Source organism: Bradyrhizobium sp. UNPA324 (assembly GCF_006658635.1).
Lineage (GTDB): Bacteria > Pseudomonadota > Alphaproteobacteria > Rhizobiales > Xanthobacteraceae > Bradyrhizobium > Bradyrhizobium nanningense.
Map to the genome: position 1 here is coordinate 1,956,399 of NZ_LFJD01000004.1, position 17,166 is coordinate 1,973,564.

The window sequence follows — 17,166 nt, forward strand, 5'->3', positions numbered from 1 at the left end:
ACCGCTGGCCTATCCCCGCCATCAAATCGAAGATGATGCGTGACGCGGCAGGGCCGCAGCGCGGGGCGCGAGCATGATGCTCGGCTCGATCCGCGCCCGACATGGACCGGGGAGTTGCAAGATGCGCCATATGCCAAACGACACGATCTTCGTCAGCGTCGGAAGCCAGGAGCTCGTGATCGTATTCGGGGACCCCGGCCTGCCGGTCGACGGCCGCGGCGGGAACGACAGCATGATCGCGACGGTCGATGGCGGGCCCAGCACCCTGCTGCTCGTCGGCGACGATGAGGACTTGCAGGGACGGTCGCACGGCGGCAACGACCATTTCGTCGCCGATGTCGTGGGCTTCGGGGTTTATGTCACCATCGACGGCGACGCGCGGACGATGTCCGGCCATGCCCATGGCGGCAATGATGTTCTGAACGTCGACGCCACGGATTCGATCTATACGAGCACCTCCCTCTTCGGCGACGCCGAGATGGCGATGACGGGAGAAACGCGCGGCGGCAATGACGTCATCACGGGCACGATGGGAGACAGGGCGTACGGGACGTTCGTCGGCGATGCGGGCACGACCATGAACGACGATACTCGGGGCGGCAACGACATCATCAACGTCACCCAGGCCGGAGTCTATGGCGCGGCATCGATCTCCGGCGATGCACTGATCGACATGAGCGGCGAGGCACGTGGCGGCAACGATATTCTCATCTACACGATAGGTACCGAAGCGCGATCCGGAGGTGCGTTCATGGTTGGCGACGCGGACTACCTGAGTGACAACGCCAGCGGCGGCGACGACGTGCTGGTCGCAGCCGTCGATGGCAACCCCGACTCAACGTCGATCGCCATGTTCGGCGATGCCTCGAACATGTCGGGCAGCGCGCATGGCGGCAACGACATCCTCGTGGGCAGCGCGCGCGGCGACTGGCTATATGGCGACGCACACATCTACGCCCCAGCCGTGGACGGCTCGATCACCGGTGGCCGTGACCTGCTGAACGGCGGGGGCGGCAATGATCAGCTCTGGGGCGGACCGAACAACGACCTGTTCGTGTTCGAGGCCGGCTCGGGCCAGGACCTGATCAATGATTTCGATCAGGGCAACAAGGCCGGAGGCAGCACGGCACCCGAGTACGACGTCATCGACGTCCACGCTTACGGCTTTGCGGACTGGGCCGCGCTGAAGAGCCTGATCAGCGACGACAGCGTCGGCAATGCGGTGATCCAGCTGACGGCCAACGACACGATCACGCTGGAAGGCATCCACGCCGCCGATCTCACCGCCAGGGACTTCATCGTCTGAGGCGCGGCTTGCTATCCGCCGAACGCTTATGACAAGGCCCTCGCTGTGACCCCGAGCGGCCTCGCGTCGTGCAGAACGCAACCAGGCGCACTGGCACCGAGGGACCCATCCTGCGATCCTGCCGTTAATCCCGACGCGGCCCGGAGCAGTCAGATGGACGATAGACCCAAAAGAACCGACAGCCTGATGCAGGACGATGGCTTCGTCCGGGTGCGAGGCGCGCGCGAGCACAATCTCAGGAACGTCGACCTCCGCATTCCCCGCAACGCCCTCGTCGTGTTTACGGGCGTGTCGGGCTCGGGGAAATCCTCGCTCGCCTTTGGAACGATCTACGCCGAGGCGCAGCGGCGGTATCTGGAATCGGTGTCGCCCTACGCGCGACGTCTCTTCCACCAGATGCAGATCCCCGAGGTCGACGACATCGAAGGCCTGCCGCCCGCGGTCGCACTGCAGCAGCAGCGCGGGGCGCCGACGACGCGGTCATCCGTCGGCAGCGTCACCACCATCTCGAATCTGCTGCGAATGCTCTATTCCCGTGCCGGCGACTACCCGCGCGGACAAGCGATGCTCTATGCGGAAGCGTTCTCGCCGAACACGCCGGAGGGCGCCTGCCCGACCTGCCACGGCATCGGCCGAATGCTCGACGTGACCGAGAAGTCGATGGTGCCCGACGACACCAAGACCATCCGCGAGCGCGCCGTCGCGGCCTGGCCGAGTGCCTGGCAGGGACAGAACCTCCGCGACATCCTGACGACGCTCGGCTACGACGTCGACAAGCCCTGGCGCGAGCTTCCGAAGAAGGACCGCGACTGGATCCTGTTCACCGAGGAGCAGCCGACCGTTCCGGTCTATGCCGGTTACGATGCCGCCGAGGTCAGACGCGCCCTGCGCCGCAAGGAAGAGCCGAGCTATCAGGGCACCTTCACCGGCGCCAAACGCTACGTGATGCAGACCTACGCCAAGTCCGAGAGCGCCATGATGAAGCGCCGCGTTGCGCAATTCATGATCACCAGGGACTGCCCGACCTGCCATGGCACAAGGCTGAAGCCCGAGGCCCTCAAGGTCAAGTTCGCCGGGCTCAACATTGCCGAGATGTCGCACCTGCCGCTCACGCAGCTGCACCAGCTCATCAAGCCGTTTGCAAGAGCATCAACGGACAAGTCGAAGGCCGTCGTCGTCAGGCGAATCTGCGAGGATCTCTCGGCCCGGCTGGCGGTGCTGCTCGACCTCGGCCTCGGCTATCTCGCCTGCGAACGGAGCACGCCGACGCTGTCGCCCGGTGAGTTGCAGCGGCTGCGTTTGGCGACGCAGGTCCGCTCCAACCTGTTCGGCGTCGTCTATGTGCTCGACGAGCCGTCCGCGGGCCTGCATCCTGCCGACACCGAGGCGCTGCTGCGGGCGCTGGACCGGCTGAAGCGCGCGGGCAACTCGATCTTCGTGGTCGAGCACGAGATCGAGGTGATCAGGCACGCCGACTGGCTGGTGGACGTCGGGCCCGACGCCGGCGAAGGCGGCGGGCTGATCCTCTACAGCGGGCCGCCGGCCGGACTCGGCGAAATCGAGCAATCGCGAACGGCCCACTATCTCTCGCGACCGAGAAAGCCACTGCCGGCTGTTCGTCGCGAGCCGAAGGGGCATCTGAAAATCAGCGGTGTCGTCCGCAATAATCTCCGCGGCCTCGACGTCGACATTCCGCTCGGCATCATCGCCAGCATCACCGGCGTGTCGGGCTCCGGCAAATCGAGCCTGATCAGCCAATTCCTCGTCGACACCGTGGCCGCGCATCTCGGCCACACGCTTGCTACCGATTCCGACGACGACAGCCTGGCCCCGACGGTCGCGACACTGGGCGGCAGGATCGTTGCCGGCCTCGACCAGGTGAACCGTCTCGTCGTGGTGGACCAGAAGCCGATCGGCCGCACCCCGCGGTCCAACCTTGCAACCTATACCGGCCTGTTCGACCATGTGCGCCGGCTGTTCGCGGCAACGCCGCAGGCAAAGTCCCGCCGCTACGACGCCGGACGCTTCTCTTTCAACGTCGCCAAGGGACGATGCGCGACCTGCGAGGGCGAGGGCTTCGTCTGCGTCGAGCTCTTGTTCCTGCCTAGCGTCTACGCGCCCTGCCCGACCTGCAAGGGCGCGCGCTACAACGACAAGACGCTCGAGGTGAAGATCCGCGGAAAGTCCATCGCGGACGTGCTGGCGATGCGCGTCGACGAGGCCTTCGCGTTCTTCGAGGGCGATGCGACGCTGAACCGGTCGCTGTCGGTCGTGCGCGAGGTCGGTCTCGGCTATATCCGCCTCGGCCAGTCCGCCACCGAATTGTCCGGCGGCGAAGCCCAGCGCATCAAGCTCGCGACCGAGTTGATGCGTCCGCAGCGCGGTCACACGCTCTATGTCCTGGACGAGCCCACCACCGGCCTTCACCCGCGCGATGTCGAACGGCTGATCGCCCAGCTCGAGCGGATCGTGGACGGCGGCAGCAGCGTGATCGTAGTCGAGCACGACATGGACGTCGTCGCGCACAGCGACTGGATCATCGATCTCGGCCCCGGCGCCGGTGACGAGGGCGGCCGCATCGTCGCATCGGGAACGCCCGAACAGGTCGCCAAGGCCAGCGGAAAGACGGCGCGCTATCTGGCCCGCCGCCTGGCGCAGTGACGACACATCGCCTGGCCCGTCGCCGTCATTTCGCATTTGCGTTCTATGCCGGACGACGGACCTCGACTTTCGCCATGTTGACTTTCCACTATCCCCCTCCCCATACTTCGCAAAAAGATAACAACCAATCATAAGACGGTTTTGAGGGAGGATAGGATGCCGACTTCACGCAGGCAGCTGCTGAAGGGTACGGCGGCTGCCGCCGCCACACTCAGCCTCGATTGGACCAGGGCTCAGGCGCAGGCCGAGAATTTGCGCATCGGCCTGATCTACGATCTCACCGGCCCCTTTGCCGCCGGCGGCTCGGTCGCCTCGTCGATCGGCGCGCAGATCGCCATCGATCTCGTCAACGAGAAAGGCGGTATCGGCGGCAAGACCAAGATCGTACCGGTCGCCGCGGATTCCCAGAGCAAGCCCGACGTTGCGATCAACGAGGCCGAACGCCTGATCAGCCAGGAGAAGATCGACATCCTCAACGGCGTCTATGCGAGCTCGCATGCGGTGCCGCTGGCCGCGAAGGTCGAGCAGCAGAAGAAGATCCTCTGGATCACGACCGCGGTCTCGACCGCGGTGTTCAAGGACAAGAACCTGCAATACGTGTTTCGCGCCCAGATCCATTCCGACCAATACGGCCAGGCCTTTGCCAGCTTCATCACAGAGCACGCGAAAGCCAAGCTCGGCATGGATCCCAAGGACGTCAAGGTCGCGCTGATCCACGAGGACGGGCCCTACGGCGTCGGCGTCGCCGCCGCCGACGAGGCCTATGCCAAGCAGGCCGGCATCCAGGTGGTGCTGCGTGAAGGCTATTCGGCCTCCGCGCCCGACCTGTCGGTGCTCGTCACCAAGATCAAGCGTGCCAAGGCCGACGTGATCTCGCATGCAGGCTACAACCCCGACATCACCCTGTTCCTGCGCCAGGCCCGCGAGAGCGGGTTGCGCTTCAAGATGCTGTTCGGGGCCGGCGCGGGCTACAGCCAGCTCGACAAGCTGCGCGCCACGTTCGGCGCCGACATCGACAATTTCTGCAACATCGATCCGGTGCCGGCACAGCTGCTCGATCCCGCAAAACTCGCGCCGGGCATGGGCGAACTGATCAAGACCATGGTCTCGCGCTATCAGGCCAAGACCGGCGCCACCGACGTGCCGCCGCACTGCTCGATGGGCTTCAACCAGACCTGGGTGCTGCTCAACAACGTGCTGCCGGTCGCCAAGGAGAAGTACGGCAGCTTCGAGCCAGAGGCGATCCGCAAGGCCGCGCTCGACGTCGACATTCCCGCCGGCGGCACCATCCAGGGCTATGGCGTGAAATTCTTCCCGCCGGGCACGCCGCTGTCCGGCCAGAACGAACGCTCGACCCCGGTGGTGATGCAGAACGCCGGCGAGCACATCTCAGTGGTGTGGCCGACCAACATCCGCACGCAGGACCCGGTGTTTCCGCTGCCGAAGGGCTCGACCTACGGGGCGTAGCTTTGCTCGCCGCGAAGACGGTGCACCCTCTCCCTTTGTGGGAGAGGGTGGCTTCGCGAAGAGAAGCCGGGTGAGGGGTTCCCTCCCGAGTCCAACTCTTAGCAAGCGCGCGGATAGAACCCCTCATCCGGCGCTTCGCGCCACCTTCTCCCGCAAGGGGAGAAGGGTTTGCAGTGTACTTGCGGCGACTTCTTCCCCCTACAACACCACCCTTCTCCCCTCCTCCGCGGCCCAGTACCCTGCGTAATTCACCTTGATCGTCTCGTAGGCCAGCGCGAGGTCGGAGAGCGGCTGCCGCCCGCTCGCCACGCACTCCATGAAATCCTGGATCTCCTGCAGATAGCCGCGCGTCCATTCTTCTTCGAGGCAGACATATTGCCAGCCGGTTTTGCGGTCGACCTTTTCTGTGATGTAGACCGAGGCGAGCTTCTCTTCGCTGGTCTGGTAGCTCATCAGATGATTGTTCGGCGTGATGTTGGCGAACAGCGAGCCGCCGGACGTGTAGGTCTCGATCAGGTTGCGCACGCCGCCCATGATCATGTCGCCGGAGAACACGGTCGCCTTGGTGCCGTCGGAAAAGGTGGCGGTGAGCGTGCCCCAATCTTCGACGTCGACGGGATTGGCCTTGATGTAAGTGCGCTCTTCGGCCTTGAGGCCGGCGGTGACGTTGCCGACATCGCCGGTGACGCTGGCGACGCGAATGGTCTCGCCGCGTGCCTTGGCCTCGACCTGTTTGAGATAAAGCACGGCCGAGAGCGGGTGACAGCCCATGCGGATCAGCGAGCCGCCGCCGGTCATCGCCCATTGCGCGGCGTGGGCCGCGTGCGAGCCGGAATGACTCTCCTCGCCCTTCATGAACAGGATCTTGTCCTTCGTCGCCATGATGATCTCAGCGGTCTTGGCCACCGCGGGCGCGTAGACCCAGTCCTCGGCATACATGAACAGTTTTCCGGTACGCTCGATCGCGGCGCGCGTCCTGTCCATCTCCTCCAGCACGCGCTGATACATCACCGCCTTCGGCACATGACTGCCGATCGGCTGCGCGTCGCCGTCGCGGCCGAAATAGCCGGCGAACGGTTTCTCGCAGATCACGTGCTTGCCGGCCTGCATCGCCGCAATGATCATTTCCGCATGAAGATTGGGCGGGGTGCAGATGTCGACGACGTCGATCTCGCGGTCGGCGATCAGGTCGGCGAAGTTGCGGTAGACGCGCGGAATGCCGTGATGGCCGGCGAATTGGACGACGCGATCGCCACGCGCGGCCACCGCAGCAACCTCGACATCCACGCCATAGACGCGCCGGAACGCATACATGTGCAGCTCCGACACGAAGCCGCAGCCGACGAGTCCCACCCTGATCCTGGCCATAGCCCCTCCCTTGCTTGGGCGGCACTATAGCGCGCGAGCCGGCCTATTCCACGGCGACTCGCACCACGCCGGCGCTCATCATGCCGAGTGCACGGGCGGCCGGCACCGAGAGATCGACGATGCGCCCCCGAATGAAGGGGCCGCGATCGTTGACGCGGCACTGGATTGTGCGCCCGCTCCAGGACACTCTAAGCATGCTGCCGATTGGACGCGTGCGGTGTGCACAGGTCAGTTCGCCGCCTTTGCCGGCTTTTCCGTATCCATAGTATGAAGCAAGCCCAGTTTCGGCATGGGCAACAGAAATGGCAGAAAGCGAAAAACTGGCTAAAGAGAAGAATAGCGTGGTTTGCGCTCGCACGGCACCGCTCCCGGTTGGCCCCGCCCGGCGCTGCAAACGTCGATTTGTTCCCTCGAGTTCCAGGGAGACTGCCGCGCAATGCGCCGTAGTGCCATCACAGATTATTTCTGTTTGTGAAGGCCCTGCCTTTTTGCCTGTGACGATCCGTCCGCGTTCAGCTGAAGACGTTTCGTACGACGGCGGGACGCGCAGGCTTTGCCGTGAAGCCGGCCTGCTGCGTCTCGCCGCGATCGTGCTCATGCATTTTGCCTGCATGAGCCTGATCGTGTGACTCTCGCTGTAACCCGCGAGGGTTCACCAATATCGGCGATAATAGTGACGGTGATAGACCCGGTACGGCCGGTAATAGCCATAGCTATAATACGGACGATAAGGCCGATAATATCGCGGATACACCGGCGCGTAGCCGTAGCCGCCGTAATAGGCCGGGGCGTAACCATAACCGTAGCCGTAGGGATATCCGTAGCCGCCGTAATACGGTCCACCATAATAGCCGTACGGCGCGCCGCCGGCGATGGCGCCGCCGATGATCGCGCCGGCCGCGAGGCCACCAAGCGCAAATCCCCACCCGCCGCCGCGCCAATGCACCTGTGTGACGTCGTCGCCGGCCGCGGCCTTCATGGTCGCGACGTTGGTCGGCAGCGGGGCTGCCGTCGCCTCTTGGATTTGGCCGGCGATGACAACGCCGGCCAGCGAACAGGCAATTGCCGTTTTCCAGATCCTCATCGTCTCAACTCCTGTCTGACGTTTCGCTTGGAAAAGGATCGCAGCGACATGATCGGGCATCCTTGCGCCAAGTCAAAGACCGGATCTTCAAAGCCCGGATTTGCGTGCGGCGCACAAGTCTCATTCATGCCTCGTTGCAAGACGACCGTCGGCTTGCGAGGCGGGCCGCCGCCCTGCTCCGCCCCACGTAACCGTGGTGCGATTCCGGAGCCCGCGGCCAAGGCAAAGCATTAAGCTTCCCGCGTTCGCAACCAACAACCTACTTCACGATTTACTATGCGTACCGTTACTATCGGTTCCAAGGGCGCGGGGGCTTCTCGCGACAAATGGCCTCGGCCTGCGCCGGGGGGTGAGTGGGAGGATGACATGAGTGCCGTCGGTAATGAGCCGCTCGCCCGTCAGGCGCTGGCGTTCGTCCTGGCTGGCGGACGCGGCAGCCGGCTCCTGGAGCTGACTGACCGGCGCGCCAAGCCCGCCGTCTATTTCGGCGGCAAGTCCCGCATCATCGATTTCGCGCTGTCGAATGCCGTCAATTCGGGCATCCGCCGTATCGCGGTGGCGACCCAGTACAAGGCCCACAGCCTGATCCGGCACCTTCAGATGGGCTGGAACTTCTTCCGCCCAGAACGCAACGAGAGCTTCGACATCCTCCCCGCCAGCCAGCGCGTCTCCGAGAACATGTGGTATGTCGGCACGGCGGATGCGGTCTACCAGAACATTGACATCATCGAATCCCACGCCTGCCGCTTCATCGTGGTGCTGGCCGGCGACCATATCTATAAGATGGATTACGAGGTGATGCTGCGCCAGCACGTCGAGAGCGGCGCCGACGTCACGGTCGGCTGCCTGGAGATGCCGCGCGCGGAATCTAGCGGCTTCGGCATCATGCATATCGACGAGAACGGCTGGATCCAGGAGTTTCTGGAGAAGCCGAAAGATCCACCGCCGATGCCGGGCAAGCCGGACGTCTCGCTCGCCAGCATGGGCATCTACGTCTTCAACGCAAGATTCCTGTTCGACCAGCTCAAGCGCGACGCCGAAGACCCGGACTCGAACCACGATTTCGGCAAGGACATCATTCCATACCTCGTCAAGAACGGCCGCGCGATCGCGCACCAGTTCTCGACCTCGTGCGTTCGCTCCGGCAGCAACAACGTCGCTTACTGGCGTGACGTCGGGACGGTCGACGCCTACTGGTCCGCCAATATCGACCTCACCGACGTGGTGCCGGAACTGGATTTGTTCGACCGTGCCTGGCCGATCTGGTCTTATGCGGAGATCACGCCGCCGGCGAAATTCGTCCATGACGAGGAAAGCCGGCGCGGTCAGGCCGTGAGCTCGCTGGTCTCCGGCGGCTGCATCATCTCGGGCGCCTCGCTGCGGCGCTCGCTGCTGTTCACCGGCGTGCGCATCAACTCCTACGCCAATGTCGAGAACGCCGTCATCATGCCCTATGTCAATGTCGGCCGCGGCGCGCGCCTCAAGAACGTCGTGATCGACCGCGGCGTCGAAATTCCGGAAGGGCTCGTCGTTGGGGAGGATCCCGAATTCGACGCGAAGCGATTCCGCACCACCGAGCAGGGCATCTCGCTGATCACCCAACCGATGATCGACGGGCTCAATAAATGACGCCTGTTCGCGTCCTCGCGGTCGCTTCTGAAGTCTATCCCATCGTCAAGACCGGCGGCCTCGCGGATGTCGCCGGCGCGCTGCCGATCGCGCTGAAGACGCACGGCGTCGAGATGCGCACCTTGATGCCGGGCTATCCCGACGTGATGCGACTGGTCTCAGGCGCGGCGGAGATCCGGACCTGGCCGGATTACTTCGGCGGTCCCGGACGGCTGCTCGCCGGCTTCCACGAGGGGCTCGATCTGTTCGTGCTCGACGTGCCGCATCTCTATGCGCGGCCGGGCAACCCTTACGTCACCACCGAGGGCGTCGACTGGCCCGACAATGGCGTGCGCTTCGCGGCGCTGTCGCGCGTCGCCGCCGATATCGGCCACGGCCTCGTGCCCGCGTTCGTCCCCGACGTCGTGCACGCCCACGACTGGCAGGCAGGGCTCGCCCCCGCCTATCTGCACTATGACAATCGCCCGCGGCCCGCCACCGTGATGACCATCCACAACATGGCCTATCAGGGCAAGTTCGCTCCCGAACTGATTGGATCGATCGGCCTGCCCTGGCATTCCTTCAACGTCAATGAACTCGAATATTTCGGCGGCATCAGCTTCCTGAAGGCCGGCCTGCAATTCGCCGACCGCATCACCACGGTGTCGCCGACCTACGCGCGGGAAATCCAGAGCGACGAAGGCGGCATGGGGCTCGGCGGCCTCTTGCGCGCACGCGCAAGTGTGCTGAGCGGCATCCTCAACGGCATCGACATCGCGGTGTGGAATCCGGAAGAAGATCCGCACATCGCCTACCGCTACGGCGCCGAAGATCTCACGTTCCGGGCCGCGAACAAGGCGGTGCTGCAGCAGCAATTCAACCTCGATTCCTCGGACGAGGCGCCGCTGCTCGGCGTGATCAGCCGGCTGTCGTGGCAGAAGGGTCTCGATCTCCTGCTCGAGGCGATTCCGACCATTTTGCGCGAAGGCATGCAGCTCGCGCTGCTGGGCAGCGGTGACCGCGATCTCCAGGAGCGCTATCAGGCCGCGGCCCGCGCCAATCCCGGCCGGATCGGCGTCGTGATCGGCTATGACGAAATCCTGGCGCACCTGCTCCAGGCCGGCTCGGACGCGCTGATCGTGCCCTCGCGCTTCGAGCCATGCGGCCTGACCCAGCTCTGCGCGCTGCGCTATGGCGCGGTCCCGATCGTCTCACGCGTCGGCGGGCTCGAGGACACCATCGTCGACATCGGCGAGGCCGACGCCTCCGGCCGTGATGCCACCGGTTTCAAGTTTGCACCCGTGACAGCGGAGGCCCTCGCCGGCAGCCTGCGCAAGGCCAACGCCGCCTTCCACGACAAGCCGGCCTGGCGCCGGCTGCAACGAAACGGCCTTGCGACCGACGTCTCCTGGCGCAAGCGCGCTGGCGATTATGCCGCGCTGTATCGCGGACTGGTGGCGGCCCGGGCGTGAGGCATGACCGTGATCGAATCCATGTTATAGAGCCGGCATGGAACCCTTCGTGATCAAGCTGATCGGCTTTGCCGCCGCGACCTGCACCACCGTGGCCTATGCGCCGCAAGCCATCAAGGTATGGAAGACCCGCTCCACCGGCGACATCTCGCTCGGCATGTTCCTGGTCATGGTGCTGGGCCTGGCGCTCTGGCTGATCTACGGCCTGCTCTCTGGCGATGCTCCGCTGGTCGCCGCTAACGCCATCACCATGGTGCTCGCCGGCGGCATTCTGGTGATGAAGCTGAGATACGGGTGAAGGTAGTTGCCGCGTAAGGTGGATTACGCTTCGCCAATCCCCCCTACGAAATCATCCAAACACATACGAGGCCATGGCCACATTGGCGACCTCGTCGACGAAGACTCGCCTGCCGACATCGCTGCCGGCGGCGCCGGCGGCCACCATCAGCGGCAGCAGATGGTCTTCGCGCGGATGCGCCAGGCGCGCGCTGGGTGCATTCTCCCAATCAACCAGCATCGCGTTGCGGCGGGCCGGATCCGGGTTGCTGATCGCCTCGTTCAGATAGGCCTCGAAATCGTAGGAGACCGGCTTGGACTCGGGCCGGTTGAAGCCACGCATGTTGTGATAGGTCAGCCCGCTGCCGACGATCAGAATGTCTTCATCGCGGAGCGGGGCAATCGCCTCGCCGACCTTGATGTGCTCGGCCGCATCGTAAGAGGACTTCAGCGAGAGCAGCACGATCGGCACGTCGGCGTTCGGATACATCAGGCCGAGCGGCACGAAGGTGCCGTGATCGAAGCCCTGATTGGGATCTTCCCGGCAATCGAGGCCCGCGTGCTTCAACAGCGCCTTCACGCGCGCGGCGAGCTCGGGCCTGCCCGGCGCCGGATATTTGAGGTGGTAGGTATGCTCGGGGAAACCGTAATAATCGTACACCATCGGCGGATGCGCCGAGGTCGACACGGTGAAGGCGTCGGCCTCCCAATGGCCAGTGATGACGAGCACGGCCTTCGGCCTCGCTGGCAGCAGCTGCGGCAGCCGGCCGAACTCCTGGGCGGTCCTCGCATATTGCACCCGCCTGTCTTCCATGAATGGCCAGGGGCCGCCGCCGTGCGACAGGAAGAGCGTCGAAAATCGCGTCATGGGCTCGTCTCATCGGCAATATGCGCGCGCCAGTGCCCGCGCGACCGGCGGCGAGCATAGGCAAACCGGCATGGTTAGCAAGTCGTTAACGATTTGCCGCCCAAAATCCGGGCTGTGGCCGAAGCAGTCGGCCTGAAGACAAGTGAGACGTGAGATGAGGAAGTTTGCGCTGGGGGACGTCGTCAACAGTGACAAGGGCCGCCGCGGCATCGTGCGCGCCGCCTTCAAGTCCCGCGAAGGCCAGCAGTTTTACGCCGTCGAGAAGGACGGCGCGATGGACTATCTCGAGGAAGACCGGCTGACACCGGCTCCCCGCGTCGAGCTCGCGGCTTAAATTCACGCTATTTTATCGCGCTAGCGCGCGAGCCGGTCCAGACGCTCCGCGAAGGGATCGTCGCCGCTCGCGATGCGGTCGTTCGCGATCAGCAGCAGGCGATCGCGGTCCGCCGCCGCAGCGTCCCAATGCGGCAGATCGGGACCGTTGGGATCGCCGCTCCTGGCGAAGTTGATCCAATAGGGCCGCATGCGGCTTGCGACCTTGCGATCATCTCGCGAGAAGATGCCCGCCCCGGGCACGCCTTCCGCACCGAAAATGAACTGCAACTCCCGCCCGGACCCGCCTTCGGGATTGGCGCGCCGGGCCTCCGGCACATAGGCGAAGTGATAGCGAAAGGTTGCCGCGCCGCTTGCGGCGTGTAGGCGCGCCAACAATCTTGCGGGCTCGGTAAAGACCTTGTCGGTATAGAACCTCGCCGCAAGGTCTGAAGGCCTGACGAGACCGGGATAGAGCTCGCGCAGCTCATCGCTCGTGAGTCCCGACGATGCGACCTCCTCCTTGATATCGAGCTCGCTGTCGAAACCCGTCTCGTCATCGTTCGAGCCGATGATCAGGGGAATGCGGCTTTGGTGTCCGGCCGCAAAGCCGGCGGCAATATCCTCGGTCACCAGACCTCCATCCATCATCGGCGCGAAGCTGCGCCGCGATGTCTGCAAGAGACGGCTCTCGGCGGCCAGCAGGCGTCGCGGCTCTGCGGCGCGCACATTCGCCTGCGGTCCCAGCGCCGCCACGAACTGCCGGCCGACGGTCTCCGCCTCCTGCGCCGAGCGCAGCCGCGCGCGCGCGGGGATCGACTGCAGAATGGCCTTATGGAATAGACCGCGCGCTTGCGCGGACAACATCAGAAGCCCGATCGACGTCGCGCCGGCGTCGCGGCCAAACAGGGTGACGTTACGAGGATCGCCGCCGAACGCCGCGATGTTGTCGTGAACCCAATGCAGCGCGGCGATCTGGTCCATCAGACCGTAATTGCCGGAGCCGCCTTCCGACAGCGCGGGATCCGCGAGCCAGCCGAGCGCGCCAAGGCGATAATTGGCGGTCACGACGATGAGGCCGGCCTGCGCCAGCCTGGCACCGTCGAACAGCGGATCGCTCGCGGTGCCGCGGGCGAAGCCACCGCCATGGATGAACACCATCACCGGCAGCGGGCCATCGACCCCGAAGGGACGGAACACGTTCAGCGTGAGACAATCCTCGCTCGCCTCAGGCAGCGCCGGCTGAAGGCACGGCGCGCCGTAATCGTAGGCGGTGTGCATCTCCGAGCTTTCGGGCGTCGGCTGCGGCGGGCGCCAGCGCAGCGCGCCGAGCGGCGGCGCCGCGTAGGCCAGTCCCTTGAACGACGCCACCTCGCCTTCGACGGCGCCGAGCATCTGTCCTTCGCGCGTCAGCGCGAATGGAAACTGTCCGACCGGCTGAGCCACGGCCGGGCCGGCGAGCAAAAGGAATGCGGAAGCCGCAATGAGCGCAAGCACGGATCGCATCTTCTGGGCATTTCGATGCGCGGACGGGTTCCCCTGAGGTTATGTCCCCGAGGCGCCGGGAGGCAAGCCTCGCGGCTCACTCACCGCGCTTTGCGAGAATCTCCGCCAGCGCACGGCGCGCGACGATGCCGAGTTCACCCAGCGTGGAGTGTCCTGCCTGCGCCGCCTCGATCAGGCGTTCGGCAATGAACTTGCGGCTGTCGTGGTCGCCGCCATGCGGCAGTTGGCGGCACGTCTCCTCCAGGACGACGTCCATGTTCGCTTTGGTCCGCTCACTCAACTCGGGCATGACACTCGGTCGCTACGCGTGGCTTGTAACCGCAAGCATACACAGGCGGATCGGGCATGATTAGCCCGGGTAATCACGGCCATTGTGCATCGCGATGCGTGTAGCGCCGCGACACTCGCGTGGCCACGATGCTGCCGCAAACGACTACCGAAGATTGCACTTGCTCTGATGACAAGCTGAACCTGCAGCGATAGCCTGCCGGCAAAACAAACATACGGGAGGAAATGCGATGTCTGATGCCATGGTTGCCACACGTGCCGTCGAGGAGCGCGGAACCGCTCAACAGGTTGACGTCGCCGTGGTCGGCGCCGGGTTTGCCGGCCTCTATCTCCTGCATCGCCTGCGCAAGGCCGGCTTCTCGACCGTCGCCCTCGAAGAGGCCGGCGACGTCGGCGGCACGTGGTATTGGAACCGCTATCCTGGCGCCCGCTGCGACATCCAGACCATCGACTACAGCTACACTTTCGATCCCGGGCTCGAGACGGCCTGGACCTGGTCGGAGAAGTACGCGACTCAGCCCGAAATCCTGCGCTATCTCGGCTTCGTCGCCGACCGCTACGATCTCAGGCGGGACATCCGCTTCAAGACCAAAGTCACCGAAGCCAGATGGGACGAGACGGCCGAGCGCTGGCTCATCACCACCGACAATGGCGAAGCGGTCTCCTGCCGCCATTACATCATGGCCACTGGCTGCCTCTCGGCGCCAAAGCCGCCTGAGATCGACGGCGTCAAGGATTTCAAGGGCGAGGTCTATTTCACCGGACGCTGGCCGCACGGCGGCGTCAATCTTGCGGGAAAGCGCGTCGCCGTGATCGGCACGGGCTCGTCGGCCATCCAGTCGATCCCGCTGATCGCCGAGCAGGCGGCGCATCTGACCGTCTTCCAGCGCACGCCGAACTTCGCGCTGCCCGCACACAATGGTCCCGCGCCGTCGGAGCGCATGAGCCTGCTGCAGTCCGACCGCGCGGCCTATCGCGAGCAGGCGCGCCAGTCGATGGCCGGCGTGCCCTATCCGCAGCAGATGGCGGTGAGCTGGCAGCTCAGCGATGCCGAGCGCCGCGCGCGGTTCGAGGAAGCCTGGGGCAAGGGCGATCTCGTCTACATCCTCACCCAGCTCTGGGCCGACCAGGCGGTCGACGTCGAGGGCAACAAGCTGATCTGCGATCTCATCCGCGAGAAGATCTCGGCAGCCGTGAAGGATCCCGAAACCGCCGCGGCGCTGATGCCGCACGACCATCCCTTCGGCGCCAAGCGTCCCTGCCTCGATACCAACTATTACGCAACCTATAACCGGCCGAACGTCACACTGGTCAATCTGCGCCAGGAGCCGATCAAGGCGATCACCGCAAGCGGCATCTCCACGAACGGCCGCAGCTTCGACATCGACGTCATCGTGTTCGCGACCGGGTTCGACGCCATGACCGGCGCGATCCGCGCCGTGCATCCGATCACCGGACGCGGCGGCAAGTCGCTCACCGACGTCTGGGCGCAGGGGCCACAGACCTATCTCGGGCTCACCGTCGCGGGCTTCCCGAACTTCTTCATGATCACCGGCCCCGGCAGCCCGTCGGTGCTGTCGAACATGGCGGTGTCGATCGAGCAGCATGTCGACTGGGTGGTCGACCGCCTGGCTGCGCTACGCGATGCCGGCTTCACCACGATGGAGCCGACCGAGACGGCCCAGGCCGGCTGGAACAGGCACATGGCCGATTGCTCGATGCTGACGCTGCACCGGCTCGCCAACACCTGGTACACGGGCGCCAACGTGCCCGGCAAGGTGCAGGGCCTGATGCCCTATACCGGCGGCGTCGGCCCCTATCGCAGCATCTGCGACGAGGTGGTCAGCCGCGGCATGCTCGGCTTCAAGCTCAGCGGCCCGGACGGCGCCGCGCAATGCAATGACGGCGAGGTGGTGCGCCTGCAGCCGGATGTGCGGCTGGTGCTCAACTTGCTCACCTCACTCAATCTGCCGCCGATCGAATCGATGGGCGCGCTCGGCGCTCGCGAGTTCGTGAACGAGTTCAACAAAGGGCGCCCCGCGGGGCGGCCGATCGGCGACATCGTCGACGGCACCCTGCCCGTCACGGGCGGCGCGTTGCCCTACCGCGTCTACAAGCCGGCGGCGCCGGGACCGCATCCGGTCGTGGTCTATTTCCACGGCGGCGGCTGGGTGCTCGGCGACGAGCAGTCGGACGAGCCGTTCTGCCGCGACATGGTGCGGCGGACCGGCATGATGTTCGTCAGCGTCGGCTATCGTCACGCGCCGGAGCATCGCTTCCCGACCGCCGCCGAAGACGGCTATGCGGCAACGCGCTGGATCGCCGAGCATGCCGAAGAGCTCGGCGGCAGCCCGGGCCCGGTGTTGGTCGCCGGCTGGAGCGCCGGCGGCAACGTCGCTGCCGTCACCTGCCAGCTCGCGCGCGACCGGGGCGGGCCCGAGATCGCCGGTCAGCTCCTGATCTGCCCGGTCACCGACTGCACCTTCGATCGTCCCTCCTACAACGACAATGCGACGGGCTACTTCCTGACGCGCTCGCTGATGTACTGGTTCTGGGACCTCTACTGCTCGCCCGCCGACCGCACCGATCCACGCGTCTCGCCGCTGCGCGGCAAGGTCGCCGGCTTACCACCGGCCTTCGTCGTGACCTGCGAGTTCGATCCCCTGCGCGACGAAGGCGTCGCTTACGCCGAGGCGATGTCGGCCGCGGGCGTCCCGGTCCAGCAGCTCCGGGCGCACGGCCATTTCCACTCGTCCTTCACCATGGTCGACGTGGTGATCACCGCCGTGCCGGGCCGGGTGCAGATGGCGGAAGCCTTGCGGCGCTTCGCCGGGCTGCCGCCGGAGGTCAGGCGCGACGAGTCCGGCCACGGCCAGGCCAGCCCAGGGCACAGAATCGCGGCGGCGGCGAGCTGATCGCGACAGCGCGGCCGGGAACCTTTTCGCGGCTG

The 17,166-nt window shown here is 65.2% G+C and carries 15 protein-coding genes; 9 read left to right on the plus strand and 6 right to left on the minus strand.

What is annotated here, in order from left to right; translation table 11 throughout:
• Positions 1-73 precede the first annotated feature (73 nt).
• The 3 genes from UNPA324_RS09550 (at position 74) to UNPA324_RS09560 (ending at position 5,434) form a co-directional block, all read left to right on the plus strand.
• Entirely contained in the window at positions 74-1,306 is a 1,233-nt protein-coding gene (locus tag UNPA324_RS09550; RefSeq protein ID WP_246667156.1) for a calcium-binding protein, read from the plus strand.
• A gap of 153 nt (positions 1,307-1,459) precedes the next feature.
• On the plus strand, positions 1,460-3,967 hold the full coding sequence (gene uvrA / locus UNPA324_RS09555; RefSeq protein ID WP_141934544.1) for an excinuclease ABC subunit UvrA: 2,508 nt from the start codon (positions 1,460-1,462) through the stop codon (positions 3,965-3,967).
• Positions 3,968-4,123: 156 nt separating this feature from the next.
• Positions 4,124-5,434, plus strand: a complete 1,311-nt coding sequence (locus tag UNPA324_RS09560; protein WP_141934545.1) for an ABC transporter substrate-binding protein — start codon at positions 4,124-4,126, stop codon at positions 5,432-5,434.
• A gap of 198 nt (positions 5,435-5,632) precedes the next feature.
• On the opposite strand, the gene UNPA324_RS09565 is transcribed toward UNPA324_RS09560, so the two are convergent.
• Entirely contained in the window at positions 5,633-6,802 is a 1,170-nt protein-coding gene (locus UNPA324_RS09565) for a Gfo/Idh/MocA family protein (RefSeq protein WP_141934546.1), read from the minus strand.
• A gap of 43 nt (positions 6,803-6,845) precedes the next feature.
• Positions 6,846-7,160 (minus strand): septal ring lytic transglycosylase RlpA family protein, encoded by a 315-nt coding sequence (locus UNPA324_RS09570; RefSeq protein ID WP_128918749.1) that lies wholly within the window; start codon positions 7,158-7,160, stop codon positions 6,846-6,848.
• On the opposite strand from UNPA324_RS09570, the gene UNPA324_RS35080 reads away from it, so the two are divergent.
• Positions 7,105-7,431 carry a hypothetical protein gene (locus UNPA324_RS35080; protein WP_164936163.1) on the plus strand — a complete coding sequence of 109 codons (327 nt, stop codon included), beginning with the start codon at positions 7,105-7,107 and terminating at the stop codon, positions 7,429-7,431. The two genes, UNPA324_RS09570 and UNPA324_RS35080, sit on opposite strands and share 56 nt — an antisense overlap.
• A 23-nt stretch (positions 7,432-7,454) precedes the next feature.
• Here UNPA324_RS35080 and UNPA324_RS09580 read toward each other — a convergent pair whose 3' ends face one another.
• Positions 7,455-7,886, minus strand: a complete 432-nt coding sequence (locus UNPA324_RS09580; protein WP_128918751.1) for a hypothetical protein — start codon at positions 7,884-7,886, stop codon at positions 7,455-7,457.
• A 366-nt stretch (positions 7,887-8,252) separates the two neighbouring features.
• Here UNPA324_RS09580 and glgC point away from each other — a divergent pair, with 366 nt between their 5' ends.
• From glgC to UNPA324_RS09595, 3 genes are read left to right on the plus strand one after another with little or no spacing between them, the layout of a single operon-like run.
• The gene (gene glgC, locus UNPA324_RS09585; protein ID WP_128918752.1) at positions 8,253-9,515 is read left to right on the plus strand and encodes a glucose-1-phosphate adenylyltransferase; all 1,263 of its coding nucleotides are present in this window, start codon (positions 8,253-8,255) and stop codon (positions 9,513-9,515) included.
• Positions 9,512-10,966, plus strand: coding sequence for a glycogen synthase GlgA (gene glgA, locus UNPA324_RS09590; protein WP_128918753.1), 1,455 nt, complete (start codon positions 9,512-9,514; stop codon positions 10,964-10,966). The genes glgC and glgA overlap by 4 nt, the downstream gene beginning before the upstream one ends.
• A gap of 37 nt (positions 10,967-11,003) precedes the next feature.
• The gene (locus tag UNPA324_RS09595; protein WP_128918754.1) at positions 11,004-11,264 is read left to right on the plus strand and encodes a SemiSWEET transporter; all 261 of its coding nucleotides are present in this window, start codon (positions 11,004-11,006) and stop codon (positions 11,262-11,264) included.
• Positions 11,265-11,315: 51 nt separating this feature from the next.
• Here UNPA324_RS09595 and UNPA324_RS09600 read toward each other — a convergent pair whose 3' ends face one another.
• Complete coding sequence (locus UNPA324_RS09600; protein ID WP_141934547.1) at positions 11,316-12,110, minus strand: DODA-type extradiol aromatic ring-opening family dioxygenase; 795 nt, start codon at positions 12,108-12,110, stop codon at positions 11,316-11,318.
• Positions 12,111-12,264: 154 nt separating this feature from the next.
• Between UNPA324_RS09600 and UNPA324_RS09605 the strand changes: the two genes are divergently transcribed.
• Positions 12,265-12,444: a hypothetical protein gene (locus UNPA324_RS09605; protein WP_126255372.1), complete on the plus strand. Its 180-nt coding sequence runs from the start codon at positions 12,265-12,267 to the stop codon at positions 12,442-12,444.
• Positions 12,445-12,464: 20 nt separating this feature from the next.
• Here the strand turns inward: UNPA324_RS09605 and UNPA324_RS09610 are convergent, their stop codons facing one another.
• Positions 12,465-13,928 (minus strand): carboxylesterase/lipase family protein, encoded by a 1,464-nt coding sequence (locus UNPA324_RS09610; RefSeq protein ID WP_141934548.1) that lies wholly within the window; start codon positions 13,926-13,928, stop codon positions 12,465-12,467.
• Positions 13,929-14,004: 76 nt separating this feature from the next.
• Positions 14,005-14,217, minus strand: coding sequence for a hypothetical protein (locus tag UNPA324_RS09615; RefSeq protein WP_128918757.1), 213 nt, complete (start codon positions 14,215-14,217; stop codon positions 14,005-14,007).
• A 229-nt stretch (positions 14,218-14,446) separates the two neighbouring features.
• Here UNPA324_RS09615 and UNPA324_RS09620 point away from each other — a divergent pair, with 229 nt between their 5' ends.
• The gene (locus tag UNPA324_RS09620) at positions 14,447-17,131 is read left to right on the plus strand and encodes a flavin-containing monooxygenase (RefSeq protein WP_141934549.1); all 2,685 of its coding nucleotides are present in this window, start codon (positions 14,447-14,449) and stop codon (positions 17,129-17,131) included.
• Positions 17,132-17,166 lie beyond the last annotated feature (35 nt).